Annotated in this window: 28 protein-coding genes; 12 read left to right on the top strand and 16 right to left on the bottom strand. The window is 74.0% G+C overall.

Annotation, left to right across the window (positions count from 1 at the left end; translation table 11 throughout):
* Positions 1–258: 258 nt before the first annotated feature.
* From ACGF5G_RS09715 to ACGF5G_RS09735, 5 genes are all read right to left on the bottom strand, one after another.
* Positions 259–675 (bottom strand): CBS domain-containing protein, encoded by a 417-nt coding sequence (locus ACGF5G_RS09715; protein ID WP_363704678.1) that lies wholly within the window; start codon positions 673–675, stop codon positions 259–261.
* A gap of 166 nt (positions 676–841) precedes the next feature.
* Positions 842–1,309, bottom strand: a complete 468-nt coding sequence (locus ACGF5G_RS09720) for a PPOX class F420-dependent oxidoreductase (RefSeq protein WP_393261650.1) — start codon at positions 1,307–1,309, stop codon at positions 842–844.
* A gap of 87 nt (positions 1,310–1,396) precedes the next feature.
* Positions 1,397–2,422 carry an aspartate-semialdehyde dehydrogenase gene (locus tag ACGF5G_RS09725; protein WP_393260834.1) on the bottom strand — a complete coding sequence of 342 codons (1,026 nt, stop codon included), beginning with the start codon at positions 2,420–2,422 and terminating at the stop codon, positions 1,397–1,399.
* A 277-nt stretch (positions 2,423–2,699) separates the two neighbouring features.
* The gene (locus ACGF5G_RS09730; protein WP_393260837.1) at positions 2,700–4,046 is read right to left on the bottom strand and encodes a M16 family metallopeptidase; all 1,347 of its coding nucleotides are present in this window, start codon (positions 4,044–4,046) and stop codon (positions 2,700–2,702) included.
* Entirely contained in the window at positions 4,046–5,338 is a 1,293-nt protein-coding gene (locus tag ACGF5G_RS09735; RefSeq protein WP_393260840.1) for a M16 family metallopeptidase, read from the bottom strand. Before ACGF5G_RS09735 ends, ACGF5G_RS09730 begins: the two co-directional genes overlap by 1 nt.
* Before the next feature lie 89 nt (positions 5,339–5,427).
* On the opposite strand from ACGF5G_RS09735, the gene ACGF5G_RS09740 reads away from it, so the two are divergent.
* The gene (locus tag ACGF5G_RS09740; RefSeq protein WP_393260843.1) at positions 5,428–6,168 is read left to right on the top strand and encodes a phosphodiesterase; all 741 of its coding nucleotides are present in this window, start codon (positions 5,428–5,430) and stop codon (positions 6,166–6,168) included.
* On the opposite strand, the gene ACGF5G_RS09745 is transcribed toward ACGF5G_RS09740, so the two are convergent.
* Both ACGF5G_RS09745 and ACGF5G_RS09750 read right to left on the bottom strand, forming a co-directional pair.
* On the bottom strand, positions 6,135–6,350 hold the full coding sequence (locus ACGF5G_RS09745) for a hypothetical protein (protein ID WP_393260845.1): 216 nt from the start codon (positions 6,348–6,350) through the stop codon (positions 6,135–6,137). The two genes, ACGF5G_RS09740 and ACGF5G_RS09745, sit on opposite strands and share 34 nt — an antisense overlap.
* 130 nt (positions 6,351–6,480) lie before the next feature.
* A complete protein-coding gene (locus ACGF5G_RS09750) occupies positions 6,481–7,638 on the bottom strand; it encodes an alkaline phosphatase PhoX (RefSeq protein WP_393260847.1) in 1,158 nt (385 codons plus the stop codon).
* A 304-nt stretch (positions 7,639–7,942) separates the two neighbouring features.
* Between ACGF5G_RS09750 and ACGF5G_RS09755 the strand changes: the two genes are divergently transcribed.
* The 3 genes from ACGF5G_RS09755 to ACGF5G_RS09765 all read left to right on the top strand — a co-directional run bounded on the left by ACGF5G_RS09755 (position 7,943) and on the right by ACGF5G_RS09765 (position 10,036).
* On the top strand, positions 7,943–9,040 hold the full coding sequence (locus ACGF5G_RS09755; protein WP_393260848.1) for a 3-deoxy-7-phosphoheptulonate synthase: 1,098 nt from the start codon (positions 7,943–7,945) through the stop codon (positions 9,038–9,040).
* A 445-nt stretch (positions 9,041–9,485) separates the two neighbouring features.
* Positions 9,486–9,734 (top strand): hypothetical protein, encoded by a 249-nt coding sequence (locus tag ACGF5G_RS09760; RefSeq protein ID WP_393260850.1) that lies wholly within the window; start codon positions 9,486–9,488, stop codon positions 9,732–9,734.
* 92 nt (positions 9,735–9,826) lie between these two features.
* A complete protein-coding gene (locus tag ACGF5G_RS09765) occupies positions 9,827–10,036 on the top strand; it encodes a hypothetical protein (protein WP_393260853.1) in 210 nt (69 codons plus the stop codon).
* 97 nt (positions 10,037–10,133) lie between these two features.
* On the opposite strand, the gene ACGF5G_RS09770 is transcribed toward ACGF5G_RS09765, so the two are convergent.
* Genes ACGF5G_RS09770 through ACGF5G_RS09780 form a run of 3 tightly spaced genes read right to left on the bottom strand, consistent with a single transcriptional unit; the run spans position 10,134 to position 11,348 of the window.
* Entirely contained in the window at positions 10,134–10,667 is a 534-nt protein-coding gene (locus ACGF5G_RS09770; RefSeq protein ID WP_393260855.1) for a DUF1360 domain-containing protein, read from the bottom strand.
* 37 nt (positions 10,668–10,704) lie between these two features.
* Positions 10,705–11,025, bottom strand: coding sequence for a hypothetical protein (locus tag ACGF5G_RS09775; protein ID WP_393260858.1), 321 nt, complete (start codon positions 11,023–11,025; stop codon positions 10,705–10,707).
* Positions 11,025–11,348: a DUF6158 family protein gene (locus ACGF5G_RS09780; protein ID WP_393260861.1), complete on the bottom strand. Its 324-nt coding sequence runs from the start codon at positions 11,346–11,348 to the stop codon at positions 11,025–11,027. The genes ACGF5G_RS09775 and ACGF5G_RS09780 overlap by 1 nt, the downstream gene beginning before the upstream one ends.
* A gap of 122 nt (positions 11,349–11,470) precedes the next feature.
* On the opposite strand from ACGF5G_RS09780, the gene ACGF5G_RS09785 reads away from it, so the two are divergent.
* On the top strand, positions 11,471–11,887 hold the full coding sequence (locus tag ACGF5G_RS09785) for a hypothetical protein (protein ID WP_393260863.1): 417 nt from the start codon (positions 11,471–11,473) through the stop codon (positions 11,885–11,887).
* 26 nt (positions 11,888–11,913) lie between these two features.
* Complete coding sequence (locus ACGF5G_RS09790) at positions 11,914–12,243, top strand: DUF3817 domain-containing protein (protein ID WP_393260866.1); 330 nt, start codon at positions 11,914–11,916, stop codon at positions 12,241–12,243.
* Between the two features lie 6 nt (positions 12,244–12,249).
* Here ACGF5G_RS09790 and ACGF5G_RS09795 read toward each other — a convergent pair whose 3' ends face one another.
* Complete coding sequence (locus ACGF5G_RS09795) at positions 12,250–12,831, bottom strand: DUF6232 family protein (protein ID WP_393260868.1); 582 nt, start codon at positions 12,829–12,831, stop codon at positions 12,250–12,252.
* A gap of 447 nt (positions 12,832–13,278) precedes the next feature.
* On the opposite strand from ACGF5G_RS09795, the gene ACGF5G_RS09800 reads away from it, so the two are divergent.
* Positions 13,279–14,253, top strand: a complete 975-nt coding sequence (locus tag ACGF5G_RS09800; RefSeq protein ID WP_393260870.1) for an NlpC/P60 family protein — start codon at positions 13,279–13,281, stop codon at positions 14,251–14,253.
* A 72-nt stretch (positions 14,254–14,325) separates the two neighbouring features.
* Here ACGF5G_RS09800 and ACGF5G_RS09805 read toward each other — a convergent pair whose 3' ends face one another.
* The 3 genes from ACGF5G_RS09805 to ACGF5G_RS09815 form a co-directional block, all read right to left on the bottom strand.
* A complete protein-coding gene (locus ACGF5G_RS09805) occupies positions 14,326–15,315 on the bottom strand; it encodes a sigma-70 family RNA polymerase sigma factor (RefSeq protein ID WP_357699892.1) in 990 nt (329 codons plus the stop codon).
* 605 nt (positions 15,316–15,920) lie between these two features.
* Positions 15,921–16,877 carry an N-acetylmuramic acid 6-phosphate etherase gene (gene murQ, locus ACGF5G_RS09810; RefSeq protein ID WP_393260873.1) on the bottom strand — a complete coding sequence of 319 codons (957 nt, stop codon included), beginning with the start codon at positions 16,875–16,877 and terminating at the stop codon, positions 15,921–15,923.
* Positions 16,874–17,788: a MurR/RpiR family transcriptional regulator gene (locus ACGF5G_RS09815; RefSeq protein ID WP_393260876.1), complete on the bottom strand. Its 915-nt coding sequence runs from the start codon at positions 17,786–17,788 to the stop codon at positions 16,874–16,876. The genes murQ and ACGF5G_RS09815 overlap by 4 nt, the downstream gene beginning before the upstream one ends.
* Positions 17,789–18,095: 307 nt before the next feature.
* Between ACGF5G_RS09815 and ACGF5G_RS09820 the strand changes: the two genes are divergently transcribed.
* Positions 18,096–18,788: an SDR family oxidoreductase gene (locus tag ACGF5G_RS09820; RefSeq protein WP_393260878.1), complete on the top strand. Its 693-nt coding sequence runs from the start codon at positions 18,096–18,098 to the stop codon at positions 18,786–18,788.
* A 46-nt stretch (positions 18,789–18,834) separates the two neighbouring features.
* On the opposite strand, the gene ACGF5G_RS09825 is transcribed toward ACGF5G_RS09820, so the two are convergent.
* A complete protein-coding gene (locus ACGF5G_RS09825; RefSeq protein WP_393260880.1) occupies positions 18,835–19,566 on the bottom strand; it encodes a dTMP kinase in 732 nt (243 codons plus the stop codon).
* Positions 19,567–19,667: 101 nt separating this feature from the next.
* Between ACGF5G_RS09825 and ACGF5G_RS09830 the strand changes: the two genes are divergently transcribed.
* From ACGF5G_RS09830 to ACGF5G_RS09845, 4 genes are read left to right on the top strand one after another with little or no spacing between them, the layout of a single operon-like run.
* Complete coding sequence (locus tag ACGF5G_RS09830; protein ID WP_393260883.1) at positions 19,668–20,306, top strand: nucleotidyltransferase; 639 nt, start codon at positions 19,668–19,670, stop codon at positions 20,304–20,306.
* On the top strand, positions 20,303–20,578 hold the full coding sequence (locus tag ACGF5G_RS09835) for a hypothetical protein (protein WP_393260885.1): 276 nt from the start codon (positions 20,303–20,305) through the stop codon (positions 20,576–20,578). The genes ACGF5G_RS09830 and ACGF5G_RS09835 overlap by 4 nt, the downstream gene beginning before the upstream one ends.
* A gap of 9 nt (positions 20,579–20,587) precedes the next feature.
* The gene (locus ACGF5G_RS09840; protein WP_393260888.1) at positions 20,588–21,364 is read left to right on the top strand and encodes a metallophosphoesterase; all 777 of its coding nucleotides are present in this window, start codon (positions 20,588–20,590) and stop codon (positions 21,362–21,364) included.
* Positions 21,355–21,498: a GPGG-motif small membrane protein gene (locus ACGF5G_RS09845; protein ID WP_018786997.1), complete on the top strand. Its 144-nt coding sequence runs from the start codon at positions 21,355–21,357 to the stop codon at positions 21,496–21,498. Before ACGF5G_RS09840 ends, ACGF5G_RS09845 begins: the two co-directional genes overlap by 10 nt.
* A gap of 176 nt (positions 21,499–21,674) precedes the next feature.
* On the opposite strand, the gene ACGF5G_RS09850 is transcribed toward ACGF5G_RS09845, so the two are convergent.
* Positions 21,675–22,448 (bottom strand): peptidoglycan DD-metalloendopeptidase family protein, encoded by a 774-nt coding sequence (locus ACGF5G_RS09850; RefSeq protein WP_393260890.1) that lies wholly within the window; start codon positions 22,446–22,448, stop codon positions 21,675–21,677.
* Between the last annotated feature and the right edge of the window lie 17 nt (positions 22,449–22,465).

A 22,465-nucleotide genomic window follows, 5' to 3' on the forward strand; every position in this document is an offset into this window, starting at 1 on the left:
GCACCGACGGCCCGCGGCGAGGCGAGCCGCGCGGTGAGCGACCGGGTGCCGGCCGAGCTGACGTACGACTGCGGCCCGTGCGGCGCCCGGCACGTCTCCGGGTCGCTCTTCCAGCAGGCCGGCCTGGCCGGGGGCGTACGCCTGGAGGTGTCGGGGCGGGCGGCGACGCTCGCGCCGCTGCCGGGCTGGCCCGCCCGCCGCCCGCGCGGACCGCGACGCCGGCCCCCGGGACGGGAGCCGGCGCGCCGCGGCGGACAGTCAGTTGTTCGGTTCGTCGGCGCTGATGTCGGCGAGCACCGACTGCGGTTCCCGCTCCACGGCGAGGTCACCCATCGAGACCAGGCCCACCAGCCGCCCGTTGTCGATGACCGGCAGCCGGCGCACGGCGTAGGTCCGCATCAGGTCGGCGGCGGCCACCGCGTCGTCGTACTGGCTCACCGTGATCACGTCCTTGGAGGTGATCCGGTTGAGCGGGGTCGTGTTCGGGTCCATGTTCTCCGCCACGCCCCGGACCGTGATGTCCCGGTCCGTCACGATGCCGATGACATCGTCGCCGTCGGTCACCACCACGTCGCCGATGGCGCTGTCGCGCATCTCCTGCGCCGCGGCGGTCAGCGTGTCGTTGCCGTCCATCGTCACCAACCGGGTCGTCATGAACTCTCCGACCGTTGTCATGGTGCTCCCCTCTCGGTGTCGGCACAGGCCGTCTACCCGCCGGCCGAGCGGGGTAACGCGAACACGATCCGAGGAGGCCCCCGGTGCCCGGCCCGGCCGCCGCGCCGGACGACCGACGACGAACGGGAGGTCCGCGATGTCGTCCCGGGCCGCCGCCCGGGCGGGCTCAGCCGTGCGGCGGGGCGCCGTAGAGGCGTTCGACGTGCAGCCGGAGCACGAGGCGGCGCTCGGCGACCATCGCCCGCCGGTAGTCGGCCCAGTCCGGGTGCTCGCCCTGCACCGTCCGGTAGAGGTGGACCAGCTCCGCCACGGTCGCGTCGTCCGGGTCGGCGGCCACCGGCGTCAGCTCGGCGCGCGCCTCCGCCACCGCGTACGCCCAGCCGTCGTCGCTACTGACGTGGAAGCTGGCCCGGGGATCCCGGCGCAGGTTGGCCGTCTTCGCCCGGCCGTCGGTCACCGAGACCCGGATGACCGCCGACACGGGGTCGAAGGCGTAGATGACGGTGGACAGTTGCGGCCGGCCGTCCCGTCTGAGGGTGGCCAGCACCCCGAGCCGGTGACCGGCGATCAGGTCCGTCAACGCCCGCCGGGTCTCGTCGTCCGCCACGGCATCCTCCCGCTCGACCGTCCCGATGCCCCCATCGAACCACGGCGTACGCCCCAGGGGCGCCCACACGACGGGCCCCGCCGAGGTCGGCGGGGCCCGTCGTACGTGCGTCGGTCAGCGGCGCTCGGCGGCGACCAGCTCGGCGATCTGCACCGCGTTGAGCGCGGCGCCCTTGCGCAGGTTGTCGTTGGAACAGAACAGGGCGAGCCCGTGCTCGACGGTCTCGTCGGCGCGGATCCGGCCGACGTAGGTCGGATCCTGACCGGCGGCCTGCAGCGGCGTCGGCACGTCGCTCAGCGCCACGCCGGGCGCGCCGTCGAGCAGCTCGCGGGCCCGCTGCGGGGTGACCGGACGGGCGAACCGGGCGTTGATCTGGAGCGAGTGGCCGGTGAAGACGGGCACCCGGACGCAGGTGCCGGAGACCTTCAGCCCGGGGATCTCCAGGATCTTGCGGCTCTCGTTGCGCAGCTTCTGCTCCTCGTCGGTCTCGAAGGAGCCGTCGTCGACGATCGAGCCGGCGAGCGGGAGCACGTTGAACGCGATGGGCCGCGCGAACGAGCGGGGGGCGGGGAACTCCACCGCCGCGCCGTCGAAGGCGAGCCCGGTGGCGTGCTCGGCGACCTTGCGGACCTGCTCGTCCAGCTCGGCCACGCCGGCCAGGCCGGCGCCGGAGACCGCCTGGTAGGTCGAGACGACCAGGCCGACCAGCTCCGCCTCGGCGTGCAGCGGGCGCAGCACCGGCATCGCGGCCATCGTGGTGCAGTTGGGGTTGGCGATGATCCCCTTGGGGCGTACGGCGGCGGCGTGCGGGTTGACCTCGGCGACGACCAGCGGCACCTGCGGGTCCGTCCGGAACGCCGAGGAGTTGTCGATGACGACGGCACCGGCCGCGGCGACCCGGGGCGCCAACTCCTTGGCGGTGCCCTTGCCGGCCGAGAAGAGCACGATGTCGAGCCCGGCGTAGTCGGCGGTGGCCGCGTCCTCCACCGTCACCTCGCCGCCCCGGAAGGGCAGGGTGCGCCCGGCCGACCGCGCCGAGGCGAACAACCGCACCTGCTCCGCCGGGAACTCCCGCTCCGCCAGCACCTGCCGCATCACGCCACCGACCTGGCCGGTGGCCCCCACAATGCCGATCCTCATGCCCGCGAGGCTACCCAGCCCGGGCCCGCGGCCGGGAACGCTTTCCCACCGCGCGGACGGACGTCACGCCGGGCCGGGCGGCAGCCGAGGCGCGCCCGGGGCGGCCACCCGCCCGGAACGTCACCGCCCGATCGCACCCGCGGCGAGAAGATCCGGGGTCCCGACCCCGCCCCGCCGGAGCATTGCCGCCGGCCGACCGGCCCGTGTCGGAGCACCCGCCCCGCCCCGACCGCGACCGACATCACATCGCGGGCCACCCCCGGGCCGGGGGCAGCGGTCAGGGGGCGGCGTCGACGACCTCGCCCAGGCCGGTGGCGACCAGCTCGTCGCGGATCACCGCGGCGTCGCCCTCCACCACCAGGGTGAGCGCCTCCGGGCGCAGGTGGGTGGCGGCTGCCGCGGAGACCTGCGTCACGTCGGCGGCGAGCAGCGACTCCCGCAGCCGGGCGTGGTAGTCGTCCGGCAGGTCGTGCACGACCAGGGTGGTCAGCGCGGAGGCGATCGCCCGGGGGCTCTGCAACTCGACCGAGAGCTGCCCGGCCCGCCAGAAGCGCGCCACCGCCAGCTCCTCCTCGGTCACCCCGGTCTCCTGCGTACGGGTGATCTCGCCGACCGCCTCGACGAGCGCCGGCGCGGTGACGGCCGTCTGCACTCCGGAGCTGACCGCGAACCGGCCGAACCGCCGGGACGAGGCGAAGTCGCCCCGGATGCCGTACGTGTAGCCGTGCACCTCGCGGATCAGGTGGTTGAGCCGGGAGGTGAACGCCCCGCCGAGCACCGTGCCGGCGAGGGCCATCGGCACGTGGTCGGGGTGGGCGCGGTGCGGCGACGGGTGGCCCAGCCGCAGCGTGGACTGCACCGAGCCGGGGCGGTCCACCAGGATGATCCGCCGGCCGGGGCGGGTCGGCACCTCGATCGGGCCGCCCCGGTCGACCGGACCGCCGCCGGTGCCGGCGAACGCCGCCGCGCCCAGCGCGTCCAGGTCGAGCCGGTCCAGGTCGCCGGCGACGACCAGGGTGCCGGGGCGGATGAACCACTCGGAGTGGAAGACGGTGACGTCCTCGACGTCCAGCCCGGCGACCGAGTCCGGGTCGCCGTACATGGGGCGACCCCAGCGGTTCTGGGCGCCGAACAGGTCCGCGCGCAGCGCCGCGTCGGCGCGGGGGCCGGGGTTGGCCCAGTCCATCCGCAGCGCGGTCGCCTCGTCGTCGCGGACGCGCCGGACGTCCTCCGGATCCAGCTTCGGGGTGCGGACCGCCTCGGCGAGCAGTTCCACGGCGGCGTGCAGCCGCTCCACCGGCACCTGCACGCTGACCTGGAAGGAGTCCCAGTCCAGCCCGGTCACCAGCTCGGTGCCGAGCGCCTCGATCGCCAGGGCGTACGCGGTCGCGTCGCGCTGCGCGGTCCCCTCCTCCAGGGCCTTGGCGAGCACCCCGCCGAGCCCTTCCTTGCCGGTCGGCTCGCGCCCGGCGCCCGCGTCGAGCAGCAGCAGCGCCACGGCCAGGTTCTGCCCGGGCAGGTGCGCGGCGACGACCTGGCCGCCGGCCACCGCGCGGCGGACCACCTGCGGGAACCGGTAGGGGCGGGCGACGCCCGGCCCGGGTCGGTCGGTGATCAGCGTCATCAGGGCTTCTCCTCGGGCAGGTAGGTCAGGGTCACCCGGTCGTCGGCGGCGAGCACCTCGGCGGCGGCCTCGGCGATCTGCTCGGCGGTCACCGCGAGCCAGGCCGGCAGCCGCTCCGCGGCCTTCGCCGGGTCGCCGAACTGGGTGGTGTAGCGCCCGAGCGTGTCCGCCCGGCCCTCCACCGTCGACATCTGCCGCCACCACATGGTGCTGAGCAGGGACTTGGCCCGGTCCAGCTCGGCGGTGGTGACCGGCACGGTGGCCAGCTCGTCGACCACCTCGGCCAGCCCGGCGGCCAGTCGCTCGCCGCTCACCCCGGGGCGGGCCGTGGCGGTGGCGATCATCGGCGCGGGGGCGTGCGCCAGGTCCACCCCGTACGCCCCGACGAGGTCCGGCTGGGCGATCCGCTCCCCGTCGGCGAGGCGCTGGTAGAGCCGGCTGCCGCGACCGCTGCCCAGCACCGTGGCGAGCACGGTCACCACGTCGTAGCCGGGGCTGCCGAAGGGGTGGGTGCGGTGCGCGACGTAGACGCGGGGCGCCGGGACGTCGCCGGTGACCGTCTCCACGGCAGGCCGCCCGGTGGCCGGGACCGTCCGGCCGTCGGGCGCGGACGGGATGTCCTCGCGGGGCGGGATCGCGCCGAAGTACTTGTCGGCCAGCGCGAAGACCTCGGCGGCCGGGGCGTCGCCCGCCACGGTCAGCACGGCGTTGTTGGGCGCGTAGTACGTCCGGTGGAACGCCTGGAAGGTGGCCAGGTCAGCGGCGTTCAGGTCGGCCATCGACCCGATCGTGGCGTGGTGGTACGGGTGCCCGGGCGGGTAGAGCAGCGGCAGCAGCCGCAGCCAGGCGTCGCCGTACGGGACGTTCTCGTAGCGCTGGCGCCGCTCGTTCTTCACCACGTCACGCTGGTTGTCCAGCGTCTCCTGGGTCAGCGCCGGGACCAGGCCGCCCATCCGGTCCGCCTCCAGCCAGAGCGCCAGTTCGAGGTGCTCGGCCGGGACGGTCTCGAAGTAGTTGGTGCGGTCCGGGTTGGTGGTGGCGTTGAGGGAGCCGCCCGAGCCCTGCACCAGCTTCATGTGCTCGGTCTTCGCCACGTTGACCGAGCCCTCGAACATCAGGTGCTCGAAGAGGTGGGCGAAGCCCGTCTGCCCCGTGGGCTCGTGGCGGGAGCCGACGTCGTACCAGAGGTTCACGGCGACCGCGGGTGCGGTGCGGTCCTCGCTCACCACCACGCGCAGGCCGTTGTCCAGTCGGGTCGTCTCGATGGGCCAGGGGTAACCGCTGTCGGGCATGGCACGACGCTATCCGATCGGGCGGGCCGGAAGGGGACGCGCCGCCCGGGACGAGGCATCGACCGTCGGCGGCCGGGTACCGGGGGAGGATGCCGCCTGCCGCCACCGTGACCGACCGCGCCGCCGTCGCGGTCGACCGCGCGACCGCCGCCCTGACCCGGCTCCGCCGGGGCCGCCTGCTGCACCCGGCGGGCCGTTCCTTCGCCGGCGAGGTGACCGTCTGGGGTACGCCGGGACCGCCGGCCGGGGTGCCGCTGCTGGACGACCCGGGGCGCTTCCGGGCGACCGTCCGCCTCTCCAAGGGCGTGCCCACGCCGGGCAGTTGGCCGGACGTGCTGGGGCTGGCCGTGCGGCTGCACCGGGACGCCGGGCAGCCGTTCGACCTGCTGGTCAGCTCCAGCGGGGCCGCGCCGGTGCTGCGGCACCTACCGCTGCCGCGGCGGCGCTTCGCCGGGACGTACAGCACGATCATGTCGTTCCGGGCGGGCGGGCGCCGGCTCCTCCTGGCCGCGCTGGCCGACCCGGAGTCGCCCGATCTGGGTCGCAGCCTGGCCGAGGTGGCCGCCGCGGCCCGGACGGACGCGCCGCGCCTGGTGCTGGCGGTCGCGTCCGCGGTCGGGCCGTGGCGGCCGTTCGGGCAGGTCACCCTCGGCGGGCAGCTCAGCGCCGGGGAGGACGCCGCGCTGGCCTTCGACCCGGTCGGCAACCTGCCGCCGGGGCTGCGGGCGGCAGGCCCCGTCGCCTGGCTGCGGGAGCACACCTACCCGGCCTCGCAGCGGGCACGCGGCGCCGTGCCTCAGTCGGGGGGCTCGGCGGGGGTCACCGTCTGATCGGAGGTACGCCGCTCCAGCACGGTGTCCGGCGCGGCGTTGCGGTCCTCCTCCCGGATGTCCGACTCCTCGAGGATGACCTCGGCCTGTGCCTGCGGGTCCTCGCTGCCGACGGCCGCCTCCTCGGGCAGCAGGTGCGCGCGGGACTCGACCCGTTCCTGGTCGCTCTGCTCGTCACTCATGCCCGCCCACATACCCCGCCGGGTGGACGGGCACGCCCACGTGATCGCGCCCGACCGGCGGTGACCTCCCCCCGTCGCGGGGTCACCGCCGGCCGGGCGCGACCGTTGCGCGGCGGCGGGCGGGCCGCGCTCAGGAACGGAACGGGCCGCGCACCTCGTAGGTGATGCCGCCGGAGGAGGAGCCGGAGGTGCCGCGCTGCGACGAGAAGTAGAGGCGGGTGCCGTCCGGCGAGAACGCCGGTCCGCAGATCTCCGACGAGGACTGGCCGGTGATCCGCAGGAAGGGGGCGACCACCCCGGCCGGCGTGATGATGTTGATCTCCATGTTGCCGCCGTCCTCGGCGACGTAGAGGTCCCCGCCGGCGGTGCCGGTGATGTTGTCGACCCCGGTCAGCGGCGCCGTCCCCGAGACCAGCGAGTCGTCGTACGCCAGGTCGATGCGCTGGTTGACGGCGTCGTAGGCCCAGACCCGGTTGTCGCCCTTGGTGGTGAACCAGCAGGTGCCGTCGGCGTACCAGCAGCCCTCGCCGCCGTTGAACTTCTTCGCCCCGGAGACCTGGTTGCGGGTGTAGGTGGGCGAGCCGTCCGGGTCGGGCACCCGCGCCCAGCTCACCGGGCCGCTGGTGCCCGTGCCGGCGACCAGCACCTCCAGCGTGCCGGCGGAGAGGTCGCCCCAGGTGGTCGGCCGGAACCGGTAGAAGCAGCCACTCGTCTCGTCCTCGGTGAGGTAGACGACCCGGCGGTCCGGGTCACAGGCGGCGGCCTCGTGGGTGAACCGGCCCATCGCCGTCCGCCGCACCCCGGCCCGGCCGCCCTGCGGGTACGTCTCGTAGACGTACCCCCGACTGACCTCCTCCCCGGAGAGCCAGGTCCCCCACGGGGTCGCGCCGCCCGCGCAGTTGCGGTTGGTGTTCGACAGGATGCGGTACGCGGAGGCGATGCTCCCGTCGGCGTCGAAGCGCACCGCGGAGGCCCCGCCGGTGGTGGAGATCTCAGAGTTCGAGACGTAGATCCAGCCCGTGCCGGCGGCGAAGCACGCGCCGCCGTCGGGCGCGTCGTGCCACGTGTACACCGTGCCGGCCACCGCCTGCCGGGAGCGCGCGACGACCCGGCTGGTGAAGCCGGCGGGGAGCTGGATGCCCCGGGCGTCGGCGGCGCCGAGCGGCCCGTACGGGCTGGTGCCGGGCTGGGCCGGGGCGGCCAGGGCGGCGGCACCCGCCCAGAGGCTGCCGGAGAAGGCGGCGGCGCCGCCGGCGACGGTGGCGCGCAGGACGGTACGACGATCCATCGGAACCTCCGGATGAACAGCGGTCGATGTCGATGAAGTTACCGCTGGAGACATCGATGGAGGTGAACGTGAGGCGAGTGTTTCCCGACGACCGGGTGGACCTTCCCGGGCCGTCGGGTACGCTGGGCGGCGTGACGCGTTCGTATCGATGGTTTAGGCAGCCGGCTCGCACGCCGGTGACTTCACCATGATCTGACGTCACCGCCATCGAGCCGGCCGGGCAGGAGCTTTCGTTCCTGCCCTTTTGCGTACGAGCAGCCGGCTCGTACCCGGGCACCGGCCCCGGGGCACGGTCGGCGGAAGGATGCCCACCGTGACGACCCCGGAGACCGATCGGGTCAGCGATCAGCGGATCGACCGTGTCGTGCCGCTGACCACCCCGGCCCTGCTGCACCACGAGCTACCCCTGGACGACACGCTCGCCTCGGCCGTGCTGGCCGGTCGGCGCGCCGTCGGCCGGGTGCTGGACCGCGCCGACGACCGCCTGCTGGTGGTGGTCGGCCCGTGCTCGGTGCACGACCCGGCCGCCGCGCTCGACTACGCGCACCGGCTGCGCGTCGCCGCCGACCGGGTCTCCGACGACCTGCTGGTGGTGATGCGGGTCTACTTCGAGAAGCCGCGCTCGACGGTCGGCTGGAAGGGCCTGATCAACGACCCGGGGCTGGACGGCTCCGGTGACGTCAACACCGGCCTGCGTACGGCCCGGGCGCTCCTGCTCGACGTGCTGCGCCTCGGCCTGCCGGTGGGCTGCGAGTTCCTCGACCCGATCACCCCGCAGTACATCGCGGACACGGTGGCGTGGGGCGCGATCGGCGCGCGGACGGTGGAGAGCCAGGTGCACCGGCAGCTCGCCTCCGGCCTGTCGATGCCGATCGGCATGAAGAACCGCCCCGACGGCAGCATCGGCACGGCCGTGGACGCGATCCGCGCCGCCGGCGTGCCGCACGTCTTCCCCGGCATCGACGTCTCCGGCACCCCGGCGATCCTGCACACCCGGGGCAACGCCGACGGACACCTCGTGCTGCGCGGCGGGGGCGGCCGGCCCAACTACGACGCCGAGTCGGTCGCCGGCGCGCTGGAGCTGCTGCGGGCGGCCGGGCTGCCCGAGCGCCTGGTCGTCGACGCGAGCCACGCCAACAGCGGCAAGGACCACCGCAACCAGCCCAGGGTGGCGGCCGACGTGGCCGCCCAGCTCGACGCCGGGCAGCGCGGCATCGTCGGGATCATGCTGGAGAGCTTCCTGCTCCCCGGCCGCCAGGACCTCGACCCGACCCGCGAGCTGACCTACGGCCAGTCGGTCACCGACGCGTGCATCGGCTGGGAGACCACGGAGGAGGTCCTGACCCACCTGGCTGCCGCCGTCCGCACCCGCCGCCGCACCCCCGCCCCCACTCCCGCCTGACCCACCCACCTGACGTTGATCACGAGGTCGGCGGCAGTCGAGGAGATCCACCTCGCCGCCGATCCCGTGGTCGACGCCGGGGAGAGGCAGAAAGGACAGCGCCGCCCCCGGGCCTTGTGGGCTCGGGGGCGGCGCTGGCGTCGGTGTGCAGGTCGCCTCTCGGCGAGTGGCGCGACGCGGCTCCAGCCGGACGGAACTCCGCGAGGGCAATATGGGTGAGGCCCGGGGACACTGGACACACCGACACCTCACTCAACCGGCCCCCCGCCTCCGGTGTTCCGGCCCCGACCATGACCGCCGTCACACCCCCAACGTCCCGCGCCGGGGAGTCGTCCGGGACCGGGCGCCACCGGTTGCCCCGACTGGCCGTGCCCGGCAGGTCCGGCGCGCGGGCCGGCCAGCGTGGTGACGTTTGACCGATTCGGTCGCGGGTAGCTGAGCCGACGTGACCGACGACGCACCCGTGACCGAAGCGCCCCCGACCGAGGCGGCGGAGGAGCCGGACATCCGGCGCCTCGACGACCTGCTCGAGGACCTCTACCGCGGCCAGGAACGGATCAGCCAGGCGGACATCTACCGCCGCGCCGTCTCCGCGGAGCTTCCCGCGCAGCTCCTCACCCGGATCGCCGCGCTGCCCGAGGGCGAGTACGCGGTCGACGAGGCGGCCGACCTGCTCGGCGGATCGGTCACCTGACGACCCCGGCAGCCCGTACGGCCGGCTCGTGGCGTCACGGCGGGCCGGCAGCCTCCCGGCACGGGCGGCCGACGAGGAGTGAGGAGAGCGAGATGTCCCACCACGAGGAGCAGCACAGGAAGCTGCCGGCGCTCGGTCAACCCCCCGAGGGCACGGACACCCTGCCGGAACCCGACTTCGCCAGCGAGCACGACAGGACCGCCGTCGACCGTGAGGTCATCACCGGCGCGGACGAGGACGAGCGGGAGCCGGAGGCGTCCCGGGGCTGGGCCGGCGAGGACCACGGCACGACCCCGACGTGACCGGGGCACCAGCAGGCCCGACCGATGGGGCGGGACATCGCGGAGGGGGCCGGCACACCGCCGGCCCCCTCCTGGACGTCTCCGCCTCCTCGCGTGCTCAGTCGTCGTGCCCGGGGCCCTCGGCGGCCCGCTGCGCCATCGCGTACGCCATCTGGAGGAAGTCCGAGGCGGCCACGGCGCTCAGCGCGGTCGCGACCAGCCGGGTCAGCCGGGGCGAGAGCACGAGCCCGCCGGTGAGCCCGGTGGCGACCCAGACGGCGAGACAGAACGGGCAGCTCAACAGCTCCCCTATCGCGTGACGGGTGCCGCTGCCCTGGTCGCGGACCTGCTCCATCACCTCGCCGCTGCCGATCGGCCGGTCGTAGCGGGTGAACGGCGCCCGCAGGGGGCTGGTGACCGCGTCCTTGGCCAGCAGCCGGCTGAGCTTGTGCGTCGCGATGCCGAGCAGCACCACGTCGGCCGTGGCGGGACGCTCGGGCACGTGCTGGCCGGTCGCCCTGACCAGCCCCGCGAGCGCCCCGGTCACCGCGGCGTAGGCACCCATCGACACCAGATAGCCGCCGAGCGGCCGGTGCTCGTGCGGCGCGTACGCCCGGCGTAACCGCGCCACCTTCTCCTTCACGTCGGTCACCCCGGTCTCCCTCGGTCCTCGGGTCGGCCGGCCCGGCTCAGCCGGCCTGCAGGTTGTCGGCCACCTCGCGGGCGAGGCTGTCCAGCGCCTCCTCGGCCATCCGGCCGGCGTCCGGCCCGCCGGTCAGGTCGAGCCGCGTCCGGGCGCCGCCCGCCAGGGCCGGGTCCACCCGGATCTCGGCGCACCAGTCCCCGGCGGCGCTCCACCGGGCCCGCAGTTCCTCCGCGCTGACCTCCTCCGCCGGGCTGCCGTCGCCGCGCAGCGGGTCGGGCAGCCAGGCCGACGCCCGGTCGGGGTCGGTAGCGGTGTTGAACACCACCTCCGGGGGCGCGGACATCCCGCGCTCGGCGTGCGCCATCACGCCTCCCGCAGGCGGCTGGGGTCCACCTCTCGCCCGGGGTGCCGGGCGAGGTACTCGGTCTCCAGTTCGGCCGTGCGCCGCAGGTGGTTGGCGAGCGCGGAGTCGGCCGCGTGCCGCAAGGTGTCCAGCCGGGTGCGGTGCAGGCTGTGCATCTCGCGGATCAGGTCCTCGTCTCCCAGCTCGGCCGGGTCGACGCCGAGCAGCTCGCCGTCGACGTCCGCCTCGCCGGAGGCCATGTCGTGGACGTGGTCGCCGTCCCACGCGGGCATCCGCTGCTCCGGGCTCCCGAACTCGTCCTGCCGTATCGATCCGGTCATCATCGCCCCCCTGGTCGTTTTGGGCTGGCGTCTAAACGGATGCCCACACCGGGTGGCACCAAACCATCCCCCCGCACTACGACACCGCGTCGGAGACCGCGGGCCGCCCCGGTACTCTCGATGCCATGAAGCGGCTCTGGACCCCGGCGTGGATCGCACGCCACGTGGCCATGGTCGTGCTGGTCGTCGGGTTCCTGGGGCTGGGCTGGTGGCAGGTCAGCCGGGCTGCCGCCGGCAACGCGATCAGCTGGGGCTACGCGATCGAGTGGCCGATCTTCGCCGGCTTCGTGGTGTTCGTGTGGTGGCGTGAGGTCCGGCACACGCTGCGCGGCCCGCAGGCCCCGGCCGACGAGCCGTCGGCCGCCGCCGGGTCGCGGCCGGCCGACGCCCCGGCGCGTCCGGTCGTACGCCGCCCCGTGCGGGTCGCCCGCGTGCCCGCGGCGGCCGCCGACGGCGAGGACGCGGACCTCACCGCCTACAACCGATACCTGAAATGGTTGACCGACAACCCGGGTGCCAAGCCCGGTGACTACCCCGGCTGAGGCCGGGCGCGGAAGGACGGACGAAGGTGGGCGCAGCCCTGACCCGGTACCGCGTGATCGCCTGGATCGTCGGCGTGGCGCTGATCCTGCTGGTCGTCATCGGCATGCCGATGAAGTACGGCTTCGACAACCCGATCCTGGTGGAGACCGTGGGCCAGGCGCACGGCTTCCTCTACATGCTCTACCTGGTGGCCGCCTTCGACCTGTCCCGCCGGGCCGGCTGGCCGCTGAAGCGGATGGTCCTGGTCATGCTGGCCGGCACGGTGCCGTTCGTCTCGTTCTACGCCGAGCGCCGGGTCAGCGACTGGGTGACCGCCGACCGGGCCGAGCGCACCCCGGAGCCGGTGGCCGGCTGAGCCGAGCTACCGGCGGGGCCGCCACGGGTCCACGGAGGCGAGCGGATCCTCCCAGCCGCCGTACCGGTTCATCTCCCGGGCCCGGCGCAGGGCCCGGGTGACCTGGCCGAACTGCCGCTCGTTGTCGCTGCTGAACAGCAGCACCTGCTCGCCGCGCCGCCGGCCCCACAGCTCGTACGCCGGCGGTCGCCACCGGTCCCCCACCACCGCGACCAGCACCGGCAGCAGGAAGACGGCGCCCAGGATGAGGTACGCCCCGGCGGTGAGCCGTTGCAGCCCGCCGGTGAAGCCGAGCAGGAGCCCGACGCCGCCGAGCATCGCGCCCGTGACCACCACGGCGCGGACGGCGACGCGGTCGTGCGGCCCGCGGCTGGTCTCCAGGTGGGTCAGTTCCGTCACCCGCCAACTGTTGCGTCCGACCGTGAACCGGTCGACGGTCACGATGATCCCGGGTCGGGCATAGAGCAGAGTGTTCCGGCCGCCGGTCGCCCCCGGTGACCGCGTCTGTCGTGTCGTGGCGCCTTGAGGATTCACTGCGCTACCTCCCGCGGCTGAGTGCCGGGGTCGGCTCCCGCCGACGGATCGCATCAATGCCGGTCGACGGGATTCCCGGCTCCGCGGTTCATTGTGTGGCGCACGTGCCAGCCGATACGGCGCTTTTCACCCACCCCGGCGGGCGGCCGGCGGCAAGGCCGCCGGGTAGCGGCCTCCATGTCCGTCTTGTCGGTCATAGCGCCCCAGGCTCCGCCGGCATACGCCCAGAACGACGAAAGCCGCGTACCACCCGATCGACGACAATCAGCGGCACCGTCCCGCGACAGCGCACGATCGCCGCCACGTACGCCCACCGGCGCGACCGACACACCCCGCCACTTTGCCAACATTCGCCCCGGCTTCAACTGCGGACGACTCCTGCCCCGGGTTACGTTGTCCGGGCCGGCCGGTCGACCGCCGTCCACCAGGACTGCACCGGCCCGGTGTCGCCGAGGGCCTCAGCAGCCCGCGGCGGCGTGCTGGGAGAGGAGCCTTCCGCTCTTGTCGTCCCTCAGGAACACGCTGCGCGCCCTGGTGGTCGCCGCGGTGACGGCCACGCTGGTCGCGCCCGCGGTGCCGGCCCGGGCCGAACCCACACCCGCCGAGCTGACCCGGCGGATCGAGAAGTCCTCCACCGAGCTGGAGCACGTCGTCGAGGCGTACAACAAGCTCCGCGAGGAGATGAAGGCGAACCAGGCCGCCGTGACCCGGGTGCAGGACCGGATCGGGCCGCTGGAGCAGCAGGCCGAGCGGAGCCGGGCGGACGTCGGCGAGCTGGCGGTGACCGCATACAAGACCGGCAGCCACCTGTCCACCACCGAGGCGCTGCTGCGTCCCGGCGGCTCCGACACCCTGCTGGACCGGCTGCACATGATCGACCGGCTCACCCGGCAGCGGCAGGAGACCATCGCCACCTTCACCAACGACCAGCGCCGCCTGCTCGCCGAGAAGACCCGGCTGGACGTCACGCTCGGTCGGCAGGCCGCCCAGGCCCGCGAGCTGACCGCCGCGAAGAAGCGGATCGAGCGCGACCTGGCCGAGCTCTACGAGCTGCGCCGCCAGGCGTACGGCCGGGCCACCGAGAAGCCGGCCGCCCGGCCCGACAGCGCGGACGGCGCTCCCGCGGTCTCCGGCCGGGCCGGCGTCGCCGTCCGGTACGCCTACGGCGCGCTCGGCAAGCCGTACGTCTGGGGCGCCGACGGACCGAACGGCTACGACTGCTCGGGCCTGACCTCGGCGGCCTGGCGGGCGGCCGGGAAGTCGCTGCCGCACAACGCCCGCATGCAGTGGGGCGCGGTCGCCCACATCAGCAGGGGCGAGCTGCGCCCCGGTGACCTGGTCTTCTACCGCGGGCTCGGGCACGTCGCGCTCTACGTCGGCGGCGGCCAGGTGATCGACGCCCCGAGCGCGGGGCGCAACGTGCTCAAGCGGGGCATGAACCTGATGCCCATCCAGGGCTACGGCCGGGTGCGCTGACCGCACCCGCAGACGGCGAACGGCCGGCGTCCCCCTATCGGACGCCGGCCGTTCGCCGTCATTCCTACCAGCTCAGGCTGCCTGCAGCCCCTCCGCGCGGGCCAGCTCGCGGAGCCGGCCGAGCGCCTGGATCTCCAGCTGCCGGATCCGCTCCCGGGAGAGCGAGAACCGCGAGGCCACCTCGGTGAGGGAGTGCTCACGGCCGTCCTCCAGCCCGTAGCGGGCCCGCATGATGCCGGCCGACCGGTCGTCGAGGTGGTTGAGCAGGCCCTCGATCCGCTGCCGCTCCAGGCCGGTGAGGACGATCTCCTCCGGCGACGGGGCGTCGCTGTCGGCCACCAGGTCACCGAGGTTGGTGTCGCCGTCGTCGCCGACCGGGGTGTCCAGCGACACCGTGTCCTGCGACCAGCGGACCAGCTCGTTGACCCGCTCGACGGTGACCCCGAGGGCCGCCGCGATCTGCTCCGGCTCCGGGTCGCTGCCCAGCTCGCGGGTGAGCTGCCGAGCCACGTTGCGCATCCGGTTGACGTCCTCGACCAGGTGCACCGGCAGGCGCACCGTGCGCTCCTGCTGGGCGATCGCCCGGCTGATGGCCTGACGGATCCACCAGGTCGCGTAGGTGGAGAACTTGTAGCCGCGCTCGTAGTCGAACTTCTCGACCGCCCGCACCAGGCCGGTGTTGCCCTCCTGGATCAGGTCCAGCATGGGCATGCCCGAGCGGACGTAGCGGCGGGCGATCGACACGACCAGCCGCAGGTTGGCGCGGATGAACAGGTCCTTGGCCCGCTCACCCTCGGCGACCAGCCGCTCCAGGTCTTCCCGGTCGGCACCGGCGGGGACGCGGTCCTCGCCGAGCAGGTGCTCGGCGTAGAGGCCGGCCTCGATGGCCTTGGAGAGGTCGACCTCCTTGGCGGCGTCCAGCAGTGGCGTCCGGGAGATCTCGTGAAGGTAGACGCCGACCAGGTCGCGCTCCTCGGCAACCTCGTCGGTTCGCATGCCGATGTTCTTGTCCACGTTGCCCACGGTCCCCTCGCTCGCGCCGGTTGCCCGGTTCCTTGCCATCCCCACGTCCATCAGCCCTCCCCCGTAACTTCCGCTGTGCCCACCGGTGCTGACACCTACACAACAGATGAGACGCGTCGGGGATTCCATGTCGTGAGTCGAAAGTGTCACGAATGCCTGATAATCCGCTGAGAGCACGGTCCACGTTTGCTGTCAGCACCCCGTGTGGCGGCGCTCCGATGGGCACCACGCAGGGTCGGCGGGTCGACGCGTCGCCGTTTCCCCCGGTCCATGGCAACATCGCCCACCCCGGTGGCACAGCGACCCGGCTCACCGCAGCGCTGCGATCCTGGTCACTGCCAGATACGCGCCCGTGGACCGGTCGGTTCATCCACGCCCGTGGTAATACCCCACCCCCCGATGAACAATCCGCGCCCCGGATCTATGCCCGGCACGTGACGCAGCTCGCACGGAGGGGCGAACGGGAGGCGGTGCGGCGCTGCCCAGGGGTGGGCCGGCGACGCGAGACGCTGTGACGTGGCGGCGGGCGAGGTGCGGGGTGACTCGGGCAACGGGCTTGGTACGGGCGGCCGGGTGAGGTCAGGGGTGACGCGGGGACGGGATGGAGGCGTGGCTGGGCCGGAGGGCGACGGCGGGCGCCGCGGTCAGGAGGCCAGCAGGGCCAGGGCGCCTCGGACCTGGTCGGCGGAGCGGGCGAGGGCGGCCCGCGCGGCCGACACCTCGGCCCCGGAGACGAGCGAGACCAGCGCGGTCTTCATGTCGCCGTCGGCCTCGCCGAGGGCCCGCCGGCAGATCTCCTCGGAGCAGCCGGTGGCCTCCATCAGGATCGAGATCATCCGGCCACGGAGCTTGGCGTTGGTGGCCACCATGTCGATCATCAGGTTCGAGTAGACCCGACCGAGCCGCACCATGGCTGCCGTGGAGAAGGTGTTGAGCACCAGCTTCTGCGCGGTGCCCGCCTTCATCCGGGTCGACCCGGTGACGACCTCGGGTCCGGTGTCCACGCCGATGAAGACGTCCACCGACCGGGCGGCCTCCGCCTCCGGGTTGGCACAGAGCAGCACGGTCGAGGCGCCCTTGGCCCGGGACGCGGCGAGCGCCCCCAGGACGTACGGCGTGCGCCCGCTCGCGGCGAGTCCGACCACGAGGTCGCCGGCGCGTACGCAGTCGGCGGCCTCGGCCGCCCCGCCCCGGTCGTCGTCCTCGGCGTCCTCGACCGCCCGCCACATGGCCTCCGGCCCGCCCGCGATGTGCGCGCAGAACCAGTGCCGGGGCGAGTTGAAGGTGGGGGCGAGCTCGGCGGCGTCGATCACGCCGAGCCGGCCGGAGGTGCCGGCGCCGAAGTAGTGCACCCGGTGCCCGCCGCGCAGCGCGGCCACCGCCAGGTCCACCGTCGCGGCGATCTCGTCCAGGACGTCCGCGACCGCGCCGGGCACCCGCCGGTCCGCCTCGTTGATCACCGAGAGCACGTCCCGCGTCGACATCAGGTCGAGGTCGACGCTGTGTGGATTGCGCCGCTCCGTCGGCGCGCCGACCCGGATCACCGGACGGGCCGCCATCGGGGTGGTCACGTCCTGCGGTTCCACCGCGCCGGCCGTCATGCCCGCCTCCGTCCCGAGCCGACCCGGTGCGACTGGACTGCCTCCGCGGTCGCCTCGAGGGCCTTGCGGGCCCGCGACCGGTTACGCGCCGCCACCCCGACGAAGAGGCAGTCGACGACGGTGAGCTGGGCGAGCCGGCTCGCCATCGCGCCGGAACGGTAGGTGGTCTCGCGGGCCGCGGTGGTGAGCACGAAGTCGGCGACCTCGGTGATCGGCGAGCGGGGGAAGTTGGTCAGCGCCACCGTGGCGGCGCCCCGGGCCCGGGCCTGCTCCAGCACCTCGACCACGTCTGAGGTGGTGCCGGTGTGCGAGATGCCGACCGCGACGTCACCCCGACCGAGCAGCGCGGCCGACGTCAGCGCGGTGTGCACGTCCGGGAAGTAGAAGGCGGTGCGGCCGATCCGGTGCAGCTTCTGCTGGAAGTCCGAGGCGACGAAGCCGCTGGCGCCGGCACCGTAGACGTCGATCCGGCCCGCGCCCGCGATGGCCTCGACGACCTGCTCGCAGATCGCCGGGTCGAGCTGCTCGGCCGTCTCCTCGACGGCGCGCGCGTCGTTGAACGCTATGGTGGCGATGATCTGGGCGAGGTCGGCGCCGGGCGGGATGTCACCGCCGACGACCCGGGCGTCCGGCGGCTCGACCCGGCGGGCGGCCTCGGCGGCGAGCCGGATCCGCAGCTGTGGGTAGCCGTCCATGCCGACCGACCGGCAGAACCGGATGACGGTCGCCTCGGATGTCTCGGCGGCGGTGGCGAGGTCGGTGATGGTCCGACGCGCGGCGCCGGCCGGGTCGGCGACGACCAGCCGGGCGACCCGCTGCTCAGCCGGCGACAACGACGGGAGCAGGCCGCTGATGTGGACGATCAGTCCACCCGGCTCGTGACTCGCAGAAATCTTCGGACTCTTCGCCACGGATGAAACTTACTTTCATGAGGCGTGAGCGTCAACCATGACTCCACGTGTTGGGGAAAACACCGCCCGCCGGGACCGCCGGATCTGCTCAGGGTGCCACTCCCCCGGTGCCGTCGCCTCCCCGGGAGGGCGGCCCGGCCCTGCCGGTCGGCCGCCGTCGGCCACCGTCTCCGAAAAGACCATGCCACCTCTCCGCCTTCCGCGATGCCCCGTCACCGCGGCGGCGCCCGGGCCCGGGCGCCCCACGCCTCCGGGACGACCTCCCGGCGGGCGGCGCCGGGGCCGGGCCGGCACTAGCGTGTGGCGCATGGCGGATCGCAGTGTGCTGGTCACCGGCGGAACGGGCGGACTGGGCGGGGCGGTCACGGCCGCCTTCCTCGACGCGGGGTGGCGGGTGGTCGTACCCGGGCGGGAGCGACCGCCGGCGACGGAGCCGGCGGCGGGCGCTCCGGTCCGGCTGGTCGCGGACCTCACCGACCCGGCCGACGCGGAGCGGGCGGTCGCCGCGGCCGCCGACGATCCCGCGGCGCCGCTGCGGGCGGTGGTCAACCTCGTCGGCGGGTACGCCGGCGGCGGGCTGGTGCACGAGACCCCGGTCGAGGAGTTCGACCGGATGCTGACGGTGAACCTGCGACCGACCTGGCTGGTGACCCGGGCGGCGCTGCCGCGCCTGGTCGCGGCCGGCGGTGGCGCGGTGGTCTGCGTGTCCTCCCGTGCGGCCGTCGCCCCCTTCCCCGGCGCCGCCGGCTACGTGACCGCCAAGGCAGCCGTGCTCGCCTTCGCGAACGCGGTGGCCGTGGAGTACCGGGCGGCCGGGGTGCGCTGCAACACGGTGCTGCCGAGCGTCATCGACACCCCGGCGAACCGCGCGGCCCAGCCCACCGCCGACCACTCGCGCTGGGTCACGCCGGCCGAGATCGCGCCGGTGGTCCGTTTCCTCGCCTCCGACGAGTCGGCGCCGACCAGCGGCGCGAGCATCCCGGTCTACGGCCGCGCCTGACCGGCCCGGTCGCCCGCGTCCAGTCGGCCGGTCAGGCCCGGCGGGGTCAGCCGGCCAGGCGGCCCGCCGCGACCGGCTCCACGGCCGGCGCGGCCACGACGGCGGGGCCGGCCACCGCGTGGGACGGGCCGTCGCGCCCGTCGGCGGCGTCGAGCCAGCCGGCGAGGTGGCCCCTGATCTGCCGGGACACCTCCTCCGGCGGGCGCCCGGCGTCGACCACCACGAAGGTCGGATGCTCCGGCAGCGCCCGGTACGCGGCGTCCGCGGCGGTCAGGTACCGCATGCTCTCGTGGTCGGTGCCGCGCTGCTCGATCCGCCGGTACGCCTCGGCCGGGTCGACGGTCAGCAGGAAGGTCAGCTGCGGCCGCGGAAAGACCCGGTAGCCCACCCGGGCGAGCCGCTCCCAGCGCTGGCCCCCGTGGGCGCGGATGCTCGCGTACTGGCAGGCGGAGTAGCGGTCCATGACCGCGATCCGGCCCGTGGCCAGGCAGCCGAGCAGGGCGGCGGCGATGGCGAGCCAGCGCAGCACGGACTCCACGGCGAGCATGCCGGCGCGCCCGACGAGACGCTGGGCGTCCGGCCGGCCGAGGCGGTGCGCGATGCGGCCGAGCCAGCGGCGCCCGCCCGCGTTGCGGTGATAGGTGGCGGGGTGTCCCGCCGCGGTGAGCGCGTCGGCGAGCCGGTGCGCCTGGGTGGTCTTGCCCGAGCCGTCGATGCCGATCAGGGCGACGGCGCGCAATCGGGCCCTGCCGCGCCGTGCCTCCGGTGATCTGGACACCCTGCACAGGCTATCCGACTCGCGCTCGCATTGCCGGAGATTTGTACCGTCTGCTCCCGGTTGACCCCACCCGCGCCTCCTGCCAGGTGTGGCCCCCCGGGATGCCGGGTACCGGAGTTGGATCAGCCGCCTACCACCATCGACGGGAGACGCCAATGGCCGAGCGCGGGGACGAGAGCCTGGTGCACACGCTGAAGAAGGTCGCCGCCGTGCTCAAGCAGGAAGAGATTCCCTTCGCGCTCGGCGGCAGCTTCGCCGTGTACGCCCACGGCGGCCACTCCAGCGAGCACGACGTCGACTTCCTCATCCGGGAGGTCGACGTGGAACGCGCCCTGGAGGCCCTGGTCGCGGCGGGTTTCACGGCCGAGCGCCCGCCCGAGGACTGGCTGGTCAAGGTCTTCGACGACGGGCGGATGGTCGACCTCATCCACCGGCCCATCGAGACGCCGGTGACCGAGGAGACGTTCGCCGACACGATGGTCCGGCCGGTCGACGCGATCCACATGCCGGTGCTCTCGGCCACCCAGTTGATGGTGCACAAGCTGCTCAGCTTCTCGCAGCACTACTGCGACTTCGCCCGGGGCCTGCCGCTCGCCCGTTCGTTGCGGGAGCAGATCGACTGGGAACGGGTACGCAAGGAGACGCAGCACTCGCCGTACGCGGAGGCGTTCCTGGTGCTGCTGGACCGGCTGGACGTGGTGCCGTACTCCGGCACCCCGCAGGGAGAGGGGACACCGTGACCGAGCACCGCGACGTCGCCACCGGGCCGCCCGACGAGTACGTCGAGGCGGAGGTACACCGGCTGCTCGCCGAGGACCCGGACGTGGCCGAGCAGGGGATCACCGTGGTCCGCCGGGAACGCGGCCTCGTGCTGTACGGCGAGGTGGAGAGCCCGCACCGGCGGGAGGAGATCCTGCGCCGGGTGGCCGAGCGCTTCCCGGACGTGCCGATCACCAGCGACATCGGGGTGATCCGCGCGCAGGCGCCCACGGAGATCGAGCAACTGCCCTGAGGAGGTGCCATGGTGATCCGGATCGCCGCCGTGGGTGACGTGCATCTGGACGAGGACGTGGTCGGCCGGTTCCGGCCGGCGCTGGAGGAGCTGCCCGAGCACGCCGACGTGCTGCTGCTCGCCGGTGACCTGACCCGGCACGGGACGGAGTCGGAGGCCCGGTGCGTGGCCACCGAGTTCGGCGGACTGGGCGTGCCGGTGGTGACCGTGCTCGGCAACCACGACCACCAGTGCGACCAGGTGCCGCAGGTGGTCACGGTGCTGGAGGACGCCGGGATCAGGGTCCTGGAGGGCGACGGCGTCGTGCTGGAGTGCGCCGGCGGCCGGCTGGGCGTCGCCGGGGTGAAGGGGTTCGGCGGCGGGTTCGCCGGGCGCTGCGCCAGCGACTTCGGCGAGCCGGAGATGAAGGCGTTCGTCCGGACCACCACCGGGAGCGCGGACGCGCTGGCCGCGGCGCTGCGGGGGCTGGACTGCGACGTGCTGGTGGCGCTCACCCACTACTCGCCGGTGCCGGACACGCTCGCCGGCGAGCCGCTGGAGATCTACCCGTTCCTGGGGTCGTACCAGCTCGGTCAGGCGATCGACTCGGCACCGACCGCGCTGGCGCTGCACGGGCACGCGCACGCCGGGACCGAGCGGGGCACCACGCCGGGCGGGGTACGCGTCCGCAACGTCGCCCACCCCGTGATCAAGCAGGCCTACAGCGTCTTCCACCTGGGCGACCACCTCGATCAACTGGAGGTTTCCCGCGTCGGCGGCTCGGGTATCCAGCAACCATGGAGCTGATTCTCTGGATTCTCGCAGTCGTACTCGTGGTCGCCGGCATCCTCGCGCTGTTCCGCCGGCAGATCCTGTGGGGCATCGTCCTCATCGTGGTGGGCCTGCTGGTCGGGCCGGGTGGTGTGAGCATCTTCAGTTGACGTGGCGGCCGTCCGCCGCCGACCGGGACCCGCCGGGGTCGTCGAGACCGGAACTCCGTCCTCCCGACGGGAGCATCCGGACCCGACGACCCCGGCGTCGTGCTGTCCGCGGGTGGCCGCTCCCGGCGTGTGCCGGATGACGGGGCCCCGGGCGGTCCCGGGGCCCCGTCCCGCGCTCAGCAGCGGGGCACGTTGGGGATGTAGCCGTCGTGGCCGGTGTAGACGTACGCGTCGGCGATGTAGCGTCCGCTGCCGATCCGGTCCCAGATCGAACTGGTGCCGTAGGTGCCGGTGACGGTGGTGCCGCTGGTCTGGCAGTAGATGGTCACCCGGGTGCCGTCGGCGACGGTGCCCACCGCCTCGTAGCCGGTGCCGGGGCCGGAGCGGACGGTCAGCGGGGTCCCGCTGGTGTTGACCGTGCCGGAGCCGGTGGTGCTGCCGCAGCCGTTGTCGCTGGTGTAGGTCTTCGTCCCCCAGTAGAGGGCGAGCGCGCCGTTGAAACGGACCTGGATGTCGCTGCCGTTGAGCCGCTGCTCGTAGTGCAGGTGCGGGCCGGTGGAGCCGCCGGTGCTGCCGACCCAGCCGATCACCTTCCCGTAGCCGACGGTCTGCCCGACGGAGACGTTGAAGCCGTTGAGGTGGGCGTAGTAGGTGCTGTAGCCGCCGCCGTGGTCGATCCGGACGTACTTGCCGTAGCTGGTCCCGCCGAGGTCCGTGACCCGGTCGACGGTGCCCGGCGCGCTGGCGACCACCGGGTCGCCGAGGTCGTCGGTGCGGTTGAAGTCGATCGCGTACGCCGGGCTGTGGCCGGTCCGGGTCTGGCCGGACCAGGACTGCCCGCAGGGGAACGGCACCTTGAACGTCGGCGCGGCCATCGCCGGGGCCGCCGGAAGCAGCGCGCCCACGGCCAGCAGACCGGTCGCGAGCAGGCTGAGCCATCGCTTACGCATCCAGAACCTCCAATGTT

This window comes from Micromonospora sp. NPDC047730, from assembly GCF_043204765.1.
Taxonomy (GTDB): Bacteria; Actinomycetota; Actinomycetes; order Mycobacteriales; family Micromonosporaceae; genus Micromonospora.

Bases quoted from the DNA above. Each gene is read 5' to 3' on its own strand.
- ACGF5G_RS09805 (WP_357699892.1), bottom strand. From the start codon at position 15,315: ATGGCAAGGAACCGGGCAACCGGCGCGAGCGAGGGGACCGTGGGCAAC.
- ACGF5G_RS09840 (WP_393260888.1), top strand. From the start codon at position 20,588: ATGGTGATCCGGATCGCCGCCGTGGGTGACGTGCATCTGGACGAGGAC.
- ACGF5G_RS09750 (WP_393260847.1), bottom strand. From the start codon at position 7,638: ATGGATCGTCGTACCGTCCTGCGCGCCACCGTCGCCGGCGGCGCCGCC.
- ACGF5G_RS09740 (WP_393260843.1), top strand. From the start codon at position 5,428: ATGCCGCCTGCCGCCACCGTGACCGACCGCGCCGCCGTCGCGGTCGAC.
- ACGF5G_RS09820 (WP_393260878.1), top strand. From the start codon at position 18,096: ATGGCGGATCGCAGTGTGCTGGTCACCGGCGGAACGGGCGGACTGGGC.
- ACGF5G_RS09735 (WP_393260840.1), bottom strand. From the start codon at position 5,338: ATGCCCGACAGCGGTTACCCCTGGCCCATCGAGACGACCCGACTGGAC.
- ACGF5G_RS09830 (WP_393260883.1), top strand. From the start codon at position 19,668: ATGCCGGGTACCGGAGTTGGATCAGCCGCCTACCACCATCGACGGGAG.
- ACGF5G_RS09785 (WP_393260863.1), top strand. From the start codon at position 11,471: ATGAAGCGGCTCTGGACCCCGGCGTGGATCGCACGCCACGTGGCCATG.
- ACGF5G_RS09725 (WP_393260834.1), bottom strand. From the start codon at position 2,422: ATGAGGATCGGCATTGTGGGGGCCACCGGCCAGGTCGGTGGCGTGATG.
- ACGF5G_RS09780 (WP_393260861.1), bottom strand. From the start codon at position 11,348: ATGATGACCGGATCGATACGGCAGGACGAGTTCGGGAGCCCGGAGCAG.
- ACGF5G_RS09765 (WP_393260853.1), top strand. From the start codon at position 9,827: ATGTCCCACCACGAGGAGCAGCACAGGAAGCTGCCGGCGCTCGGTCAA.
- ACGF5G_RS09845 (WP_018786997.1), top strand. From the start codon at position 21,355: ATGGAGCTGATTCTCTGGATTCTCGCAGTCGTACTCGTGGTCGCCGGC.
- ACGF5G_RS09730 (WP_393260837.1), bottom strand. From the start codon at position 4,046: ATGACGCTGATCACCGACCGACCCGGGCCGGGCGTCGCCCGCCCCTAC.
- ACGF5G_RS09850 (WP_393260890.1), bottom strand. From the start codon at position 22,448: ATGCGTAAGCGATGGCTCAGCCTGCTCGCGACCGGTCTGCTGGCCGTG.
- ACGF5G_RS09755 (WP_393260848.1), top strand. From the start codon at position 7,943: ATGCCCACCGTGACGACCCCGGAGACCGATCGGGTCAGCGATCAGCGG.
- ACGF5G_RS09715 (WP_363704678.1), bottom strand. From the start codon at position 675: ATGACAACGGTCGGAGAGTTCATGACGACCCGGTTGGTGACGATGGAC.
- murQ (WP_393260873.1), bottom strand. From the start codon at position 16,877: ATGACGGCCGGCGCGGTGGAACCGCAGGACGTGACCACCCCGATGGCG.
- ACGF5G_RS09795 (WP_393260868.1), bottom strand. From the start codon at position 12,831: ATGCGATCCGTCGGCGGGAGCCGACCCCGGCACTCAGCCGCGGGAGGT.
- ACGF5G_RS09745 (WP_393260845.1), bottom strand. From the start codon at position 6,350: ATGAGTGACGAGCAGAGCGACCAGGAACGGGTCGAGTCCCGCGCGCAC.
- ACGF5G_RS09775 (WP_393260858.1), bottom strand. From the start codon at position 11,025: ATGGCGCACGCCGAGCGCGGGATGTCCGCGCCCCCGGAGGTGGTGTTC.